This is a genomic window from Candidatus Poribacteria bacterium (assembly GCA_021162805.1).
GTDB lineage: Bacteria > Poribacteria > WGA-4E > B28-G17 > B28-G17 > JAGGXZ01.
Genome location: JAGGXZ010000190.1, coordinates 42,311 through 60,855, shown reverse-complemented (window position 1 = coordinate 60,855; position 18,545 = coordinate 42,311). Strand labels below are relative to the sequence as shown.

General features: G+C 53.8%; 13 protein-coding genes and 1 tRNA gene. 8 read left to right on the top strand and 6 right to left on the bottom strand.

What is annotated here, in order from left to right; genetic code table 11:
* The first annotated feature begins 3 nt into the window (after positions 1-3).
* From J7M22_15595 to J7M22_15580, 4 genes are all read left to right on the top strand, one after another.
* A tRNA-Asp gene (locus J7M22_15595) sits at positions 4-82 on the top strand.
* 75 nt (positions 83-157) lie between these two features.
* On the top strand, positions 158-2,956 hold the full coding sequence (locus J7M22_15590) for an RtcB family protein (protein MCD6508030.1): 2,799 nt from the start codon (positions 158-160) through the stop codon (positions 2,954-2,956).
* 21 nt (positions 2,957-2,977) lie between these two features.
* Positions 2,978-4,252: a serine--tRNA ligase gene (serS, locus tag J7M22_15585; protein MCD6508029.1), complete on the top strand. Its 1,275-nt coding sequence runs from the start codon at positions 2,978-2,980 to the stop codon at positions 4,250-4,252.
* Between the two features lie 20 nt (positions 4,253-4,272).
* Positions 4,273-4,869 (top strand): class I SAM-dependent methyltransferase, encoded by a 597-nt coding sequence (locus J7M22_15580; GenBank protein MCD6508028.1) that lies wholly within the window; start codon positions 4,273-4,275, stop codon positions 4,867-4,869.
* 28 nt (positions 4,870-4,897) lie between these two features.
* Here J7M22_15580 and J7M22_15575 read toward each other — a convergent pair whose 3' ends face one another.
* Positions 4,898-7,183 (bottom strand): serine hydrolase, encoded by a 2,286-nt coding sequence (locus J7M22_15575; GenBank protein MCD6508027.1) that lies wholly within the window; start codon positions 7,181-7,183, stop codon positions 4,898-4,900.
* Between the two features lie 130 nt (positions 7,184-7,313).
* Positions 7,314-8,756 carry a CehA/McbA family metallohydrolase gene (locus tag J7M22_15570; GenBank protein ID MCD6508026.1) on the bottom strand — a complete coding sequence of 481 codons (1,443 nt, stop codon included), beginning with the start codon at positions 8,754-8,756 and terminating at the stop codon, positions 7,314-7,316.
* Between the two features lie 222 nt (positions 8,757-8,978).
* Here J7M22_15570 and J7M22_15565 point away from each other — a divergent pair, with 222 nt between their 5' ends.
* From J7M22_15565 to J7M22_15550, 4 genes are all read left to right on the top strand, one after another.
* Positions 8,979-11,816 carry an alpha-mannosidase gene (locus J7M22_15565; GenBank protein MCD6508025.1) on the top strand — a complete coding sequence of 946 codons (2,838 nt, stop codon included), beginning with the start codon at positions 8,979-8,981 and terminating at the stop codon, positions 11,814-11,816.
* Between the two features lie 111 nt (positions 11,817-11,927).
* Positions 11,928-12,923, top strand: a complete 996-nt coding sequence (locus J7M22_15560; protein ID MCD6508024.1) for a M23 family metallopeptidase — start codon at positions 11,928-11,930, stop codon at positions 12,921-12,923.
* Between the two features lie 44 nt (positions 12,924-12,967).
* Entirely contained in the window at positions 12,968-13,870 is a 903-nt protein-coding gene (locus J7M22_15555) for a hypothetical protein (GenBank protein MCD6508023.1), read from the top strand.
* A 3-nt stretch (positions 13,871-13,873) separates the two neighbouring features.
* Positions 13,874-15,163 (top strand): hypothetical protein, encoded by a 1,290-nt coding sequence (locus J7M22_15550; protein ID MCD6508022.1) that lies wholly within the window; start codon positions 13,874-13,876, stop codon positions 15,161-15,163.
* 38 nt (positions 15,164-15,201) lie between these two features.
* Here J7M22_15550 and J7M22_15545 read toward each other — a convergent pair whose 3' ends face one another.
* From J7M22_15545 to J7M22_15530, 4 genes are all read right to left on the bottom strand, one after another.
* The gene (locus J7M22_15545; protein MCD6508021.1) at positions 15,202-16,014 is read right to left on the bottom strand and encodes a tryptophan synthase subunit alpha; all 813 of its coding nucleotides are present in this window, start codon (positions 16,012-16,014) and stop codon (positions 15,202-15,204) included.
* On the bottom strand, positions 16,011-17,213 hold the full coding sequence (gene trpB / locus J7M22_15540) for a tryptophan synthase subunit beta (protein ID MCD6508020.1): 1,203 nt from the start codon (positions 17,211-17,213) through the stop codon (positions 16,011-16,013). Before trpB ends, J7M22_15545 begins: the two co-directional genes overlap by 4 nt.
* Positions 17,214-17,285: 72 nt before the next feature.
* A complete protein-coding gene (gene queA / locus J7M22_15535) occupies positions 17,286-18,317 on the bottom strand; it encodes a tRNA preQ1(34) S-adenosylmethionine ribosyltransferase-isomerase QueA (protein MCD6508019.1) in 1,032 nt (343 codons plus the stop codon).
* Positions 18,318-18,319: 2 nt separating this feature from the next.
* Complete coding sequence (locus J7M22_15530) at positions 18,320-18,517, bottom strand: DUF2905 domain-containing protein (protein ID MCD6508018.1); 198 nt, start codon at positions 18,515-18,517, stop codon at positions 18,320-18,322.
* Between the last annotated feature and the right edge of the window lie 28 nt (positions 18,518-18,545).

Below are 18,545 nucleotides of genomic sequence, written 5' to 3'. Positions count from 1 at the left end.
CGTGGGCTCGTGGTGTAGCCTGGCCTAACACGTCGGCCTGTCGAGCCGAAGATCGCGGGTTCAAATCCCGTCGAGCCCGCCAGTTTCCTTTTACGCCACAGGTCGTTTCCGATGCGGCCTGTGGTTTTTTCATATCCGCAGCAGGGGGCGTGTCGATATGGCGAAGATCAAGGTCGAGAAGCTCTCCAACTATAAATGGCGCATCCCAAAAGGGAGCGTGCCGGGGATGAGAGTTGATGGGATCTTTTACGCAAGCGAGAGGCTTTATAAAGATATTCAGAACGATAACAGCCTCCTTCAGCTCGCCAACGTCGCGACCTTGCCCGGAATCGTCAAATACTCACTTGCCATGCCGGATATACACTGGGGATATGGATTTCCAATAGGTGGCGTCGCGGCGACCGATCCCGAGGAAGGAGGGATTATCAGCCCGGGCGGTGTCGGATATGATGTCAACTGTCTCGCTCCTGATTCCAGGGTTTTAACCGAACATGGCTACTGGGTGAAGGTGGAGGATCTTCCTGAGAGGTTCAAGCTCCAGGAACTCAAGGTTTATGATATCGAGGAAGGGCATAATGATTCCTCAAGGATATCACTCGTTGCGGAAAGGAAAGTTGAATCACACGAAATCGCTATCAGGATAACCACCGAGAACAACAGGATCGTTGAGGGAAGCGATGACCATCCTGTTCTTACGCCCGAGGGATATAAGCCTCTCGGCGAAATTAAAGAAGGCGGTTATCTTCTTGTCTATCCGTTTGAGGGCCTTGAGTATGAGGAGGATCCTGAGTTTATCCTGACGGAGAAGGATTTCAATGGATACGATACACAGATACTGAGATATTACAGGGAGAGAGGACTTGTTCCACTTAGGGGGAGTGACCCGAGGATCGGAACGATAGCGAGGCTTCTTGGCTTTGCCTTTGGGGCTGGGAGCTTACATCTCGAAAGCGGTAAGCGCCTGATTCTGAGCTTTTACGGAAAGGGAGAGGAGCTCGAGGAGATTAGAAAGGATCTGAGGAAGCTCGGCATCAAACCGTCTAAGATCTACACCAGAGGGAGAAACCTTCATACAGAGACCGCGTGGGGGAGAACCTATGAAGGCGAAAGCGGCTCAGCAAGGATTAAGATCACCTCAGGGGCTTTTGCTCTGTTCATGCATAAGCTTGGAATGCCTGTTGGAAAAAAGACGGAACAGGTATATAACGTTCCAAGGTGGATTATAAGGGCCCCGAGATGGGTCAAGAGGAACTTCCTGGCCGGATTTTTCGGGGCGAACGGAAGCATCCCGGAATTCAAAAGCTACACTCCTCTGCCGATAAATCTCACGCAATCCAAACATGCTGATCTGGAGGGAAATCTGCTCGCCTTCCTCGGAGATATCGTAGATCTCCTCAGGGAATTCGAGGTGGAGAGCATAATATACCCTGTTAAATCGCTCAGAGGCGGAGTTACGTATAGGCTGTCGATCGTCGGAGAGGAAAATATAAAGCGCTTCTTGGGTTTGATCAACTACGAATATGCTATCGAGAAGAAGGTTAAAGGGCTTATAGGTTATGAATACCTGAAAAGGAAGGAGCGGGTTAGGGGAATCCGTAAGGAGGCGGTTAAAAAAGCTAATAGGATAGCTCAGAGCTTTCCGACTTTTGAGGAGTTCGCGGATAAGCTCGGCTATGAGGGTGGCTTCGTTGCTGACAGGATCGTTAAAGTCGAACACGTTAAACCGGACTACGACAGATTCTACGATGTGGGAGTTTATCACGAAGCTCATAATTTCATAGCCAATGGCGTCGTCGTCCATAACTGTGGCGTGAGATTGCTCAGGACCAATCTCACATATGATGATGTTAGGGACAGGATCAGAGATCTGGTAAATGCTCTCTTTGAGAGAATACCCACTGGGGTCGGTTCAACAGGAAGTATCAGGCTATCTGAGTCTGAGATGAGAAACGTCCTGAAAAAGGGTGCCAGATGGGCCGTTGATAACGGCTATGGTAGGCCGGAAGACCTACTCTACACGGAGGAGAACGGCTGCCTGGAGTTCGCCGATCCGTCGGCCCCATCTCGAAGGGCGTATCAGCGCGGCAGAAATCAACTCGGCACCCTCGGCTCCGGAAATCACTTCCTTGAAGTTCAGCTCGTCGAGAAGATATACGATAGGCATGCCGCTGAACTCCTCGGATTAGAGGAAGGAATGATCACCGTCATGATCCACACGGGCTCGCGCGGCTTCGGTCATCAGGTCTGCGACGACACGATCAAAGCCTGGTCGAGGGTTCCGCAAAAATACGGCATCTCCATTCCCGACAGACAGCTCGTTTGTGCTCCTGTAAACTCCCCTGAAGGGCAGAGGTATCTCGCCGCAATGGCCTGCGCGGCCAACTACGCCTGGGCTAACAGACAGTGTCTGATGCATTGGACGCGCCAGGTCTTCCAGAAATTCTTCGCCATGAGCGATTCACAGCTGGGGATGGATTTGGTCTACGACGTCGCCCATAACATCGCCAAGATCGAAAAACATGATCTTAACGGGAAGAAGGTTACTCTATGCGTTCACCGAAAGGGTGCTACGCGAGCTTTCCCGCCCGGGCATCCTGATATCCCTGAGAGATACAGATCCATCGGCCAGCCGGTCATCATCCCAGGAGATATGGGCACCCATTCATACGTGTTGGTTGGAACTGAGCTCGCCATGAAGGAGGCATTCGGCACAACCTGCCATGGCGCCGGAAGGGTCCTGAGCAGAAGACAGGCTATCAGAACGGCCAGGGGCCGAAACATCCAGAGGGAACTGGAGGAGCAGGACATATATGTGCGTTCGGCCGGTAGGGAGACGCTGGCTGAGGAGATGCCCGACGCGTATAAGGACGTCGATGAGGTGGTCAACACCGCACATGGAGCAGGCATATCGAAGAGAGTTGCCCGGATGAGGCCGTTAGGAGTTATAAAGGGATAGCCTTGCTCCGGAGGGATTGAGATGCTTGATTTGAAGTTCATAAGGGAAAACCCCGATATGGTCAGGGATGCTCTCAGGAAGCGCAACACCGAGGCTCCACTGGATGAGCTTTTAGAGCGCGATAGAGAATGGCGCTCGATTCTGACCGAGCTTCAATCGCTCAGGGGAAAACAGAAGGAGTTCTCCAGAGAGATCGGCAGGCTCAAAAAGGAGGGAAAGGACGTATCTGAGATCATCTCACAGATGAAATCGGTCTCACAAAGGGTCAGGAAGCTCGAAGATGAGGAGAGAGAGCTTAAAAGGAAAATCGATGATCTGCTCCTGATGATCCCCAACATTCCTCACGAAAGCGTTCCCGTCGGCGAAGACGAGACGGATAACGTGGTGGTCAGGGAATGGGGTGAAAAGCCACAGTTCGACTTCGAACCCAAACCCCACTGGGAGCTCGCCGCCATACATGACATTGTTGATTTTGAACGGGCGGCTAAGCTGGCGGGATCGAACTTCGTCATGTTCAAAGGACTGGGCGCTAAGCTTGAAAGGGCGCTTATAAACTTCATGCTGGAGCTTCATACGTCGAAACATGGATATACCGAGATCTTTTCCCCGCCGCTGTTGGTCAATCGCAGGACGATGACCGGCACAGGACAGCTCCCAAAGCTGGAGGAGGATATGTATCGGTGTGAGGTGGACGATTTTTTCCTCATCCCCACCGCTGAAGTTCCCGTGACCAACATCTTCGCCGATGAGATCATAGATGGCGGGAGGCTTCCCATCTACTACACCGCCTATACCCCCTGTTTCCGGAGGGAGGCTGGCTCCTACGGCCGCGAGACGCGAGGGTTGATCAGGATTCACCAGTTCGATAAAGTGGAGCTCGTCAAATTCGTTCTCCCAGAGACATCCTATGAGGAGCACGAAAAACTCCTTCACGATGCCGAGGAGGTTCTTCAGCTCTTGGGGTTGCCCTATCGCGTAGTCGAGCTTTGTACCGCCGACCTGAGCTTTGCTGCCGCCAAATGTTACGACCTTGAGGCATGGGCTGCCGGCGTCGGCAGATACCTGGAGGTCTCCTCATGCAGCAACTTCGAGGATTTTCAGGCCAGAAGGGCGAACATACGTTTCAGACGGAAGAAGGGGACGAAGCCGGAATACGTTCATACTCTCAACGCGTCCGGCGTGGCCCTGCCTAGAACGGTTATAGCCATCCTTGAAAACTACCAGCAGCCTGATGGAAGCATACTGATCCCTGAGGTTCTCAGACCTTACATGGGAGGGATCGAGAGAATAGGTTGATCGAGAGGGCGGAACACCAATTGCGCCTTCTTGCCAGGCGATACATATTCGTTCCGCCTCTGATCCCCTACATCCTTCCTTTTATCCCTCGCAGGGGATTGATTGTGGATCTGGGGGCGGGATATGGAACTGTTGCGATTATGCTGGCAAAGCAACGCCCGGACTGTCAGTTTATCGCCGTCGACCTTGATAAGACAAGGCTCCGGATCGCCCGCCGCCTGGTTTCATCCCTCGATAACATCTCGTTACTAAGGTGCGATATGATGGGTCAGGATTTCAGAGATGTCTCCGTCTTTCTGCTCATCGATTCCATCGGATATCTATCGCCCCCGAAACAGACGGAGCTGTTGATCAGATGTCGCCGATCGCTTCTACCAGGAGGCTATCTCATAATCAAGACCAACGATCACCGTCCCGCCTGGAAATACAGATTCGCCTTGCTTGAGGAAAAGGTTCTTTCGGGTAGAAGGATGTTCTATCCCGACTCGGCCTGGCTCACAGGGAAACTGCTTGAAACAGGGTATAATATCTCAGCGATCCATCGGGTGTATAAGTTCCTGCCCTATCCAGGTGTGATCTACATATGCCAGTCCCCGCCGAGTCGCTCCGAGATATGAGCGGTGTCCGGCGCCGGCCTGTTCGCGGTTATTGGCCTTTCGATTTTACCTCCCAGTAGATGTAGACCGCCACCTCAGATCCGATCCCTGAGGGTCGAGGCCAGGTTTGATCGCCCCCTTTAACCTGGACGTCGCTCTGAACGACGCTCTTTCCCGTTATGGGATCGAACCATCGGAACGTGTAAGTACCGGCTGTCATCCCCTTCAATCCGATCCCGACCTTTCCTCTCGAGGTATAAGCGATGTAGCTCTCGCCGGGCTTGGCCAGCACGTATTCGGTGTCCCCGCAGCCCAGCTCATCGTGAGGCGCCATCTCGTAAAAGTTGGTGGACTCGAAGAAACGCGCCAGGTGTCCGCATGCCTTTAGATCGTCCGGCGGTGTATGGGCGATATCCATCCTCAGGACCATCACATATGCGCCTCCCATAGCGCAGGCCCATAGCTTTCGTCGCAGTTCCGCGCCTGTGCCGAAGTTCGCCGCCTCCGCCATATTCAAGTTGTACCGCCCGGCAGCATTCCTCCAGGCGGTGACGATCCCATGATGTAGGGCTTCAGCCGTCTTCACGTTGTATTGTATGGCGAACTGATCTATGTTCGGATCATCGGCGAACTCCGAGAAATCCAGCCCATGCAGCTTATGAACGGCTATGGGATGGTCATACTCATCGGCAGCTCGGATCTCGGCGGCAAGGCGTCTCACTCGCTCCGGGCTGAATGCCTCCTGATACTCTTCCGCCACGCACCAGATCAGGTTTCTATGATGCTCGAAACGATCGACGAGTGTATGGATGAACTCACGCTCAGCTTCCTCCACCTCATCTCCTGTGTCCCAGATCCGAGCGCTGTCATCATAGAAGATGAAGAAGATGACGATGCCGTTTCTGTCCATTTCGGTGAACCAGGTTTCCCACTGATCGAGCACCTTGTGGTTGATCCCCTTCGCCGGATCGTGGTCTATAAAGGGATTTTGCGTTTGATCCCCATCGCCGCCATGTGAGCGGACGGCCATCAGATAGATGCAGTTAGCGCCTGTGTCCTTCAACTTATGGATAAGCTCCATCTGATCGCCGTTACGCGTGCCATCGGGATTGAGCCGACCACGATAGAGGAAATCCTCCGGATCGCCAGGACCGCACATGAAAAAAGGACGGCCGTCCCTGTGGCGGAGCCATTGAGGATGTCTGGGATCGGCGATAATGAAGTCGAACGATGAAGGGACGATGCTAACTTTTGATCGCTCCTTTCGAGCGGAAGCGACAATCGGTTGCAGGAAGGGTTTGAGGACATCGTAATGGCCGTCCCAACCGCGCTGCCAGGATCTCCCCGCCCTGGCAATCACGATATCGAGGGAAGGGATAACCACTATCAAACTGTCGTATAATCCCCACGACCAATAGGCATCGCGCGGAACACCGGGTAATGTGCCATCGCCGTTGTTCCACCAGAGCAAACCATAGTGATCGGAGGCGTTGCCGTATTTTTCGGGATCGTATTCGGGCAGACCGATCAAATCGGGTACGGGCCTGCGAACGGTATCTACGAACTCTTTCGGGAGGATCTGTCTCCCGCTCCACCGTCCCTCGCGCAGATAGAGATAGCCGATACGAGCCATCGCGTCCACATCAGCGCTGATGCCCGAACCGAACTCCCGTCGTTTGATGCCGTTGATGGTGTGTGGACGGTAGGCGTTTTCACGCCATTTCAGATCGCTCGGCTTGATGCCCAACGGCGTGAACACACGCTCGAAGAGAAGGTCCCTCAGGTCACATCGATAAACAAGGGTTATGCACTCCACCAGCCAATTCGGGCCGCTGTCGCTGTAATGCCACATCGTCCCCGGCTCGAAAAGCAACTCGGTGTATCCCCCGGGCTTGGCGAAACCCGCCGTCTGTGTTGCAAGGTGAAGGATGGTGATCTCGTTGAGCCAGCCGGTTTTACGGTTGCTCTCGGGCGGCACGCCCAAGCTTGGATGATATCTGATAGCCTTATCGTCCAAGCGCATTTTGCCGTCCTTGATGGCCAGGCCGAGGGCCGTGACACCGATGGATTTCGTGGTGGATTTAAGGTCGTAGAGCCGCTTCGGATCGCCCCAAGCCATAACCACCCTGCCATGCCGGATAATGAGTCCCGAACCACCGCCGCTCAGCGCATAATCCCGAGCTCGACGCAGCAGAGACTCATCCAGACCCATCTCCGACGGTGTGGCGCGGGACCATTCCGGAAGCGGCCAGATCCCTTCATCAAGCGAGGAAACAGCCATCTTTGGAACCACCACGAGCAGAAACAGTATCATGGTGATTTCCTCGATCCTCATGCTTGTCCTCCGTTTGAGAATCTACTGAGCTTTCTCGGAGGGAAATCCTATCGCAAAAAAGGGGGGATTTCAATTTCTTAAATCAATTGCGGCGGTTGATATATTCGCGATACGCCGGAAGAGCGGCAGGTTATCTCTTGATCCAGATGGGGCTTGACCAAGCCATCTCACCATCTATGCGAGTCACCCTCACATAATACCAATCTCCATCTTCGGGATCATCGCTGAAATCACGGACTAACTCTCTGACATTCGGATACTCGGTGTGGAGATCATCGCCGTTTTTCACCAGGTCGATACGCGCGATTGGCACCTCGCTTGCGATCTCCAGGAGAAAATGAACCTCATTGTTCGCTTTCACCTCTGAACCCATCGGCGATCCATCGGCGCTGAATTTAAGGAATATCCTCACATTCGTGGTGGCGAAGACACGGCGGTTCCACAGTGCCTCGAAGATCGCTTCTCGTGTCAGTTTTCTCGCCCAGATGCCCGTTATTCCCTGACGCCAGAGCCTGCGGTAGCTTTCAGGTCTCCGTTGTAGGGTATGCAGTTCATCGCCAGGTCTTCCATCGTGAATATCTCCCCCGCCTACAATTCCGAATCGATAACCTCGCCTGAGAGCATCGACGACGTGTCGTCCATCTCTCTCGCCGCCGTTGACACGTATAGGTCTGGGATTTCCCTCTCTGGCGGGGCGTTCACTATTGCCCCAGATGGAATAAATTTCTACAAGCCGTTCTACCTCCGGATCATGTCCGTTGTCCCAGTTAATGCCCATCTCTTCATTCGCTGAGTGATGGGGAATCAACAAAGCTCCATATTCCCTCGCCGCGGCGTAGAGATCTTCCAAATCGCTGAACTTAGGATCTAGGCATCTCCAGATGGGACCGTAATCTCCGGGGAAGTAGGCGTTCCTGTGACCCCATTTCCCGCTGGTCCACTCCTGCCCCACCAAGGTGACAAACCGCCCCGGGCAGTTAAAATCATTTGTAACGGCCGTGAAGTAGTCCCATTGCCTGTCGGTGAGGGCTTCGGAGTGATCGGAAAGGGCAAATACATCGAGGAAAGCTTCGTCTCGGGCGAAGCGATAAAGTTCCTCAGGGCAGCGTAATCCATCGCTAAAAAACGTCTGGCAGTGAAGATCCGCCCAAAAAAGCCGTTCCTCGGGCTCTCCGGGCGAGACTCTGATGGGATTGCTCACGAACGTATTTCCACTTCCGGTTTCGATGATCTCAATGAATTTAGTGCCCGGCCTTGAGAAGCTCAAACCTTCTATCCGTGCGATTGGTCTTCTGTCCCCCGGGAAAGGGCTTGTCTTACCATCAAACACAAATCGTTCAGGCCCGTTATAATCCTCCCCTCCGCGGATTTCGATTGTCCCTTGCCACTCAGGTGGAACGTTATCCATGTAAATGATTCCGCGTGGGGACGAATTAAACGGGCTTTTCACCGGATGGGAGTGCATATAGCAGGAAGCGCCGACAAAATAAGGATGCGTGCAGATCTTAACCCCAATGGAGAACCTCTCCCCTACTTTGACCGTTGAGGGCGCCACAGCAAATATGTTTAACATCGCTTTCTCCCCTCGAAAAAGCGGAATTCCTCATCTAATCCTATCAGAACCTGGGGGAAAAGTCAATAAGTAATACCAGTTACGGTGGGTAGCAGCCTCGAGATCCCCACGCCTGACGGTGATATGATCGGCACAATACGAGCAAATAGATTTGACCCCTTCCGCCGTATAGGTTATAATCAAGATCGATCTTCAGAAATCCATCATCGTCAGGAGAGAAGAATGGAGGAACGGCTTGAATCGATAAGATCTTCGGTCAAAGGGGAGAGGAGATACATCGACAGGTTCTATCACGAGATCCGATTCTCCTTGGGGTTATGTGAGGCCAGGCCCGAAAAAAAGGAGGAGTGGCAGCGGCTTATAGAGAAGGCCGTTCAACATGTGGAGTCGAAGCTTAAGGAAGGGGAATCGGACCTAAAGTCCGCCGTCGAAGAGGCCGAAAAAATACTCAAACCGATCGGGAAGGTGGCGAAAGAATACACGATCTACTGCGTCGGGCACGCTCATATAGACATGAACTGGATGTGGCCTTGGCCGGAGACGGTCAGCGTCATAAACGACACTTTCTCCACGGTGGACAGGCTCATGGATGAATTCCCCGAATTTCGATTCTCTCAAAGCCAGGCTTCCACCTACATGGCGTTGAAGGAGTATCTGCCCGAGCTCTATGAGAGGGTTAAGGAGCGTTTTAAAGAGGGAAGATGGGAGATCACAGCCAGCACCTGGGTGGAGGGAGATGAAAACCTCAGCTCTGGCGAGATGATCTGCAGACATCTGCTTTACACTAAAAGGTTCATAAGTCAGGAGTTCGGAGTGCCGGTTGACGCCATTAAGATCGACTGGGAGCCGGATCTCTTCGGCCATCCTCACACGATGCCCTCCTTTCTGGCAAGGGCCGGAGTGAAGAGGTATTACTTCTGCCGCGGCGGGAAGGGTCATAAGCTGTTCTGGTGGCGGGGCCCGGACGGATCTAGGGTGCTCGCCTACGATGATTCAGAGCTCTGGTATATCGGCCACATGAACCCGGCCGATAAAACCCCTATGGGCGGACCGACTGGAGGGGACATAATCTCTGCCCTGTTCAAGTTCGAAAAAGAGACGGGTTTGAAAGACTACCTCTTCGTCTACGGCGTCGGAGACCACGGAGGCGGGCCGACGAGACGGGATCTGATGAACGTCATTGAGATAAACTCCTGGCCGATCTTCCCGAAAATCAAGCTCAGCACTACGGAGGAGTATTTCTCGGTTATAGAGCCTAAGCTTCCTGAAGATCTAACGGTCGTGGACGATGAATTGAACTTCGTCTTCAGAGGGTGTTATACCTCGCAGAGCAACATCAAACGGGCCAACAGATATAGCGAAAACCGCCTCTTCGAGGCTGAGGTGGCTGCCGTCATCGGCTCCCGGCTCTTAGGGATGCCCTATCCCGTGGAGGATCTCGCCGTGGCCTGGCGAAACGCCATGTTCAATCAGTTCCACGACATACTTCCGGGCTCCGGAGTCCATGCCACATATGAATACTCACAGGGTCTTTTCCAGGAGATACTTGCAAGAGCCGGTATGATCAAGACCAGAGCCCTACGTTCACTGGCATCACGGGTGGATACAACGGGGATGAATGGATCGGCCGGAGATCTCGGCGATAACATCGGGGCGGGAGCGGGAAACGAGAGTGCCCTCGGAAAAGTCTCGAGCATCGGGACCGGCGCGATACCGATCGATCCTTTCATCGTCTTCAACCCCAATCCGTGGGAGAGGGATGAGCTGGTGACGGTTAAAGTCTGGGATAAAGATCTCCCCGCCGATCGCGTTAAGGTCATCTCACCTTCAGGCGAGGAGATACCCGGCCAGGTGGTCGAGCAGGGCGGATACTGGGGACACCGGTTCACGAGCGTTCTCTTCCCGGTCAGGAAACTGCCGCCGGTCGGATATAGGGTTTATGCCGTCGGCCTTTCCGAGTCATCCCTTAAAGCCGAGCAAGCTGTTAAGGTTGAGGAACCGAACGTGATCGAAAACGAGTTCCTGAGGGTCGAAGTGGACCCGAGCTCGGGGGCGATCTCCTCGCTGGTGGATAAGAGAACGGGATACGATCTAGTCCCCGACGGCGGCAAACTTGGCCTGCTTCGATGGCTGCTTGAAGAGCCACACGGCATGACTGCATGGGAGATAGGTCAAATAGTCAAACAGGTCGATCTCATCGATGGCGCCACGTTGGAGGTCGTTCATAAGGGGCCATATCTGGGCCTCATCCGAGCTCATCGGAAGCACAATGAGTCGCGGTTTACAACCGAGATCTCGCTCAAGGCGGGGATCCCCTGGGTGGAGCTCAGGCTTGCCATCGACTGGCTGGAGATAGGCAGACCCGATTACGGCGTGCCGATGTTGAGGATCGTCTTCCCCATAGCGGTGCGCAGCGGCAGAGCCAGGTTCGAGATTCCCTGCGGCCATATCGAAAGGCCCACCAACGGCGAGGAGGTACCGGCGCTGAGGTGGGCCGATCTGACGGGCGAGAGGCTGGACGGCAAAGGCAATGTGGGTGTGACGCTCCTGAACGATTACAAATACGGCCATAGCGCGACCGAAAATGAACTCGCACTGACGCTCATACGCAGCAGCTACGATCCCGATCCCCTGCCGGAGCTTGGACGGCATGAGATAAAACTCGCTCTCCTGCCGCACGGAGAGGATTGGACTCCGTCCTATGCTATCAGAGCCGGATATGATTTCAACCGCTCCATTGAGATCGTGGCGACCGATGTGCACGAGGGCGATCTGCCGAAGGAGAAAGGATTTATCGCCGTCCATCCCTCCAACATCTTCATATCGGGACTTAAGAAGGCTGAGGACGGGGATGGGCTTGTGATCAGGCTGTACGAGACTGAAGGCAGAGCCACTGAGGCCGAGATCAGGATAGATCCCTCGCTCGTCAAGCCCGACTCCGAGGTCGTCGAGGTCGATCTGCTGGAGAGGCCGATCCGGAAGGAGACGTTGAAGATGGAGGGAGATCTTTTGAAGATTCAGGTTCCATCTTTTGGCATAACCACGATTAGGATCGGGTAAGGGAGGTATCGGCGGGGTTTTACGCCCCGCCGGAAAATTTATATTGACCTTTCATTAAAAATCTGTTAATATTTAGTCACCTTCACATGTCGGCATTTCAGGAGGAGATTCGTGGGTGAAGGTCGCAATTTCAGGCTATGGATGTTCGTTATATTACCTCTCTTCATCGCCTTTATCCTTACGGTTATGAATCACCGCTCTCCGGTTCAATCATCAGAAACTCCCCCCCTTGCTTTGAGACAGGCGGACTCTGTCCTTTTTGAGGAGATTCCCTCGGTCAAAGGCGAGGAGATATTCGGCGGGGATGAGTTCAACGTCATAACCGATGAGGAGAAGAGGGAGGCTCGCAAATATCCCCCGGTTAAATTCCAGGAGTATAAGGTTAAAAACGGTGATAACATCTGGAAGATAGCCAAGAGATTTGGTCTGGACTTCTATACCATTTTGAGCGTCAATAGGTTGAGAGATGCCAACTATCTCAAGCCGGGGCAGAGGATCCGCATTCCGAATCAGAGGGGCGTGTTACATAAGGTGAAGCCGGGGGAGACACTCGAGGACATATCGCTCATGTATGACGTGAGCATTGCGAGGATCGTAGGTGCCAACGGTATCACCGATCCGAACCAGATACATGCCGGTGCTGAGCTTTTCATACCGGGCGCTAACCTCACCTATAGTAAGCAACGGGAGATAGCCGCCTCCAGTAACATTCTCCCGACCTTCATAAAACCGGCTTATGGCAGGATCTCCTCCGGATTCGGCTACAGGATTCACCCTGTCTATCGCAGGAGGATGTTTCACGCGGGCATCGATATCGCTGCTAGATACGGAAGCACGGTTTATGCGGCGAGGTCGGGCAGGGTGAAATATGCCGGATGGCTCGGAGGATATGGGAAGGTCGTGGTCATAGATCATCGGGATGGATATGAAACCCGATATGCACATTGTTCATCCATTTTGGTCCGGAAGGGCCAGTGGGTCAGGCAGGGCCAACCTATAGCGAGAGTGGGCAGGTCGGGCGTGACGACCGGAACCCACTTGCACTTCGAAATACGTCGTAACGGGAAACCGGTCAATCCGATGAAGTTTCTCTCTCGTCATCGATAAGGAATTCCTACCCCCTAAAAATAAAAGGGAATCGGAGGTTTTCTATGTCTCGAAGATGGTTCATCTCCTTAGTCGTTTTCACCCTCTCACTATCTCTCTTCGGCTGTGCTACTAGGGAAAGGGAGGAGATAACCGCCCCCGGTTCAACTCCAAAGGCCGATGAGGCCGTTATGAGGGCGGAGCAGATGATGGAGTCGGCCGGAATATCGATATCCTTCGATGAGCTGGGCTCAGTGGCGGATCTGAAGGAGATTCTACCCGAGCCGATATTGATAGCGCAGCTCGAAAAGAGCACCGTCGAACAGTCGGTCTCATCCCTCTATGAAGCCCTTGACGAGCTCGGCGATGTGACCACGCCGGCGGGAATGGCACCATCTGTTAGCGGAGAAGTCTCACGAAGCGATCTGGCCATGCTCCATCTGCATATAGCATACCTCTACGTCCTGGAGGCTGTTAGAAGGCTGATGATCGTCAGAGATAACATGTATACGATAAGCTTTCCTAAGGAGGTGGAGACCGAGAACATGGAGATCTACCAGTTCGAACTTTCGCCTCAGGCTGAGGCGAGGTTTAAGCAGCTCGATGCCGATCCCACCGCCACGCCTTACGATTACCTGAAGGAATTCAACGAGGATCAGAGACAGGCGATTTTGGACGCTCTGGTGCTTCTGACAGGCGTGGAGGTCTACATCGAAGCCAACCCATCAGAAGGTATAGTCGCTCAAAAACCAGATGTGGATCGGACGATCTTCCGCCGAGATGCCCTCTATCATCTGGAGAAAGCGCTGGGATACGCCGTCAAAATCGCCCCCGCCCTGCAGGATGCCTTCGTCGAGTTCAAGAGGACCGTCGAAGAGCAGTTCTCCTATAAGCTGCTGGAGGATGCCAGAAAGTGGGGATTCACCGTCAACAAGGAAACCTTACCTGAGGATCTGAAGAGGGGGTGAGCTATGAAAACCGGAACGGTCCTGATAGTTCTATCTCTTCTACTCTCGATCCTCCTTGCTGGCCCATCATTCGGCCAGGATGCTCCGCTGATGATGTACAGAGATGCTAGGGCGATGGGGATGGGGAACGCCTTTGAAGCGATAACTTCCGATACATCGGCCCTCCATTACAACCCGGCAGGGCTTGCAAGGGCTGAGAAAACGAAGTTTGAATTCCTCCTCTTCAGAGCTCGGATATCATACGATCTCGCCTCTGAGCTGAAGGAGACCAACGATCTGATCGATAACATCCGCGATATAGTAGCCAGCGATGATCCCCTTAAGGATAAATCGTTAGAATCACAGAGGAGATACGTCGTTGACAGATTGGAGGAGATGTTGACCGAGAGGCTTGGAATGTTGGGCGAAACCCCCGGACTGGCGCTTGTGGTGCCCACTCGGATAGGTAGAATGACCTTATCTCTGGCCGGAGCCATATATACCCAGGGCAGGTTCTCGATGTATATAGAGAGAAGGGGCATCAGATGGAGCGATCCGATCAAGGACATGCTGGACAACTACATCATCTATGACCTCTCGGCACAGCTTAACTACCAGTTCGCCTGGGCGGTCGGCCTGCCCCTCGGGCCGACAAAGCTGTACGCTGGGATGAGCTTTCGAAAGATCAACCGCCATGTCTTCACCGATATGGGAGATCCCATGACGGTGGAGGATATGCTTAATCCCGATGGGCCGGATGGGATACCGGGAACTGAGGACGATTTCCAGAAGAGGTTCTTCAACTACGAGGAGGAGGATCGAGTCAAGCTGATCCGTGAATCATTCAAGAGCGCCCCCGGGTATACGATGGACTTCGGACTGGCATCCGAACTGATGGATGGATTAAGCGTTGCGATGGCGATCAGAAACCTAGCGGGCAATATCAGATATCCGGACGGCGATAGGAATATACCTCGGAACACCGTCATCTCCGCGTCGATTCAACCGATGAAGCTTTTGAAGATGAAGAGCAGGCTGTTGGATTTAACCCTCAGCGCAAGCTATGATAACCCGAACGGCGATGACGCCCTCGGAGATTTCAAAAACGACGCTCTCAGCGATCACGTCCATCTGGGCGCTGAGGTGATCCTGTTCCCCGGAAGCTCGCTCTCGATCGGCGCGAGGTGGGGGAACAATCAGGGATATCTGACGAGCGGGCTGACGCTCAAACTCGGCGGGCTCTACATTGACGCGGCGAGATATGGCGATTTGGAGGCAGATTGGCGCGTCCTATCCGTCAAGCTCGCTTTCTAGCGGTAGGGGCGAGGCATTCATAAGGAAATGCCTCGTTTCTACTGATGTGCCGCTTCGGCCAGAGACGAGGCAAATCTCTCGACGGCCCATATGGGGTCTCGACCTGATTTGATGGCTTCCTCCATCGTCCGTATTATAGCGCTTCCAACTATCGCCGCATCGGCCACTTTTCCCACCTCTTTGACGTGTTCAGGGTTGGATATGCCGAACCCGACCCCGATGGGTTTATCGGTCAGTCTCCGAAGCCTCTCCACCATCGGCCCTATCTCATCTGAGAGTCTCTCCCTTGCCCCTGTTACACCCGTGATCGATACACAGTAGATGAAACCGCTTGAGGCCGACGCTATCAGCCTGAGCCTGTCAGGCGAGCTTGTGGGTGCGGCCAGAAATACAGTTGCCAGCTCATACTTGTTCGCCAGTTCCAGATACTCGATCGCCTCTTCGGGGGGCAGGTCGGGGATTATCAATCCGTCAACCCCCACCGATGCGGCGTCACGGCAAAACCTCTCCAGGCCATACCTGAAGGGCAGATTGTAATAGGTCATGAGAAATATCGGTATCCCGCTTTCACCTCTGATCCCTTCGACCAGCGAGAGGATCTTCCTCAAGTTCGTTCCGGCCTTCAAGGCCCGTCCCGTGGCCCGCTGTATGGTCGGTCCGTCGGCTATCGGATCTGAGAAGGGAACGCCCAGCTCCAGTATGTCGCTCCCCGCCCTCTCCAGGACAAAGACGAGCTGTCGGGTCACATCAAGCGAAGGGTCCCCCGCGCAGATGTAAGGGATGAAAGCCGTTTTCCCTTCAAGACGCAGCTTCCTGAAGAGATCTTCAACCTGTTTGATCCCTCCGCTCATAGGCTACCTCCCATGATCCTCGAGACCGTTTCGACGTCTTTATCCCCCCTTCCGGAGAGGCATATGATGATTATCCGATCGGGATCGAGCTTCGGCGCGAGTTTGGCGGCATATGCTATCGCGTGGGCGGATTCGAGCGCAGGGATGATCCCCTCCGTCTCAGATAGCAGTTTAAACGCCTCAAGCGCCTCCTCATCTCTAACGGCCACATATTCTGCCCTTCCCGTCTCCCGATAAAAGGCGTGTTCCGGTCCGACGCCAGGGTAATCCAGCCCGGCCGAGACGGAATGGGTGGGATGGATCTGACCCTCTTCATCCTGAAGCTGGAAGCTTTTTGCCCCGTGAAACACGCCTACCGATCCGGCGCAGATCGAAGCGGCATGTTTTCCGGTCTCGATCCCCTTCCCCGCCGCTTCGACCCCGATGAACTTCACCTCTTTATCCTCATAGAAGGGGTGAAAGAGCCCTATGGAGTTGCTCCCCCCACCCACACAGGCTATGAGGTAATCGGGAAGCCTTCCCTCCTTCCGAAGTATCTGCTCCCTGGCCTCACTGCCGATGACGGACTGAAAATCTCGGACGATCATCGGATAAGGATGGGGTCCGACGACCGATCCTAAGAGATAATACGTCGTTCGAACGTTGGTAACCCAGTCGCGCAGCGCCTCGTTAATGGCGTCCTTGAGCGTCCTGGAGCCCGAAAGCACCGGCTTAACTTCCGCACCCAGGAGCCTCATCCTGAACACGTTAAGCGACTGGCGGTGCATGTCCTCCTCACCCATGTATATCTCACATTCCATCCCGAAAAGCGCTGCGGCGGTAGCCGTGGCAACGCCGTGTTGGCCCGCTCCCGTCTCCGCGATGATCCTTCTCTTACCCATTCTACGGGCTAAGATCGCCTGACCGATCGTGTTGTTTATCTTATGGGCGCCCGTATGGTTGAGATCCTCGCGTTTGAGGTATATTTTCGCCCCGCCGAGGCGGCGGGTGAGATTCTCCGCCAAGTAAAGCGGAGATGGTCTCCCAGCATATTCACGAAGATAGTAGCTCAGTTCCTCCTGGAAATCGGCTTTCTCCTTAAGTTCCAGGTAGGCTTTCTCCAGCTCCTCCAAGGCTCCCATCAGCGTTTCGGGAACAAACCTCCCGCCATATGAGCCGAAATATCCTCTGTCGTCCGGTAACTTCGTCGATGTTTTCATCTCCTCGGCATCTCCCTTACGATGGACTAAGCGGGGAAATTATCGTTTAAAACCTCCGGATTTGTCAACTTTTCAGAGTATCAACATCGCATCGCCATAGCTGTAGAATCTGTATCTCCTCTCAACTGCTTCCTTATAGGCTTTCATCACGAACTCCCTGCCCGCGAAGGCACATACCAACATCAGGAGGGTCGAACGGGGAAGGTGGAAGTTGGTCACCATCCCGTCCACCACCTTGAACCTGTATCCCGGATATATGAACAGATCGGTGTATCCGCCCGCGGGGGCAACGTTGCCCCTTTCATCCGCCACGGTCTCAAGCGTTCTGACAGAGGTGGTTCCCACGGCGATAATCCTGCCACCTCTGGATCTGGCATCGGTTATCGCCTGGGCGGCCTCTTCTGGAACGTGGAAGAACTCCGAATGCATCTTGTGCCTTTCGACCACCTTCACCTTCACCGGCTGAAAGGTTCCCAGTCCCACATGCAGCGTTATCCTCGCAATTTCGACTCCCATCCTTTGGAGCTCATCCAGGAGCCTCTCCGTGAAATGCAGTCCGGCTGTGGGTGCAGCGACGGAACCGTTTTTCTCGGCATAGACGCACTGATATCTCTCCCTGTCCCTATCATCAGGTTCTCGTTTGATATAGGGAGGTAGGGGCGGTTTGCCGATCCGATCCAGGATCTCCCTCAGCTCCCCCTCATATCTCAGGCTGACCGTAAAAACCCCGCTTGGCGAGCGGCCCAAGAACTTCGCCTCCAGCTCCCCGTCCCCGAACTCGATGATCACGCCGGGGTAGAGCTTCTTGACGGGCTTGATAAGCACCTCCCATATCCTGGGCTTCACCTCCCTTAAAAGCAACATCTCCACTCGTCCGCCCGTTCTCGCCTTCCTCCCGAAAAGCCTTGCCGGTATGACCTTTGTGTCGTTTATCACCAGGAGATCTCCGGGACGCAGATGCTCACCTATCCTGTAGAAAAGGGTATGCCGTATACTTCCATCGGATCGGTTTAAAACCATCAGCCTCGATCGGTCGCGCTGAGGCGATGGATACTGCGCTATGAGCTCCTTAGGGAGATCGTAATCAAAAAGATCAACCCTCATCTTCATCTCCTCAGAATCACCCTGAGGATCAGCGAGAGAAGGATGCTCAGGATTATGCAGGTGACGATGGGGAAGTAGAAGGTGAAGTGTTTACGTCTTATGTATATATCCCCTGGAAGTTTGCCTAGGAAGGGGGTCTTATCCACAAACAGGAGGAACAACCCCAAAAACACCAGTATAACGCCCATTAGAATGATCATCTTGGCTATGGGCGTAAACCCGGTCAAC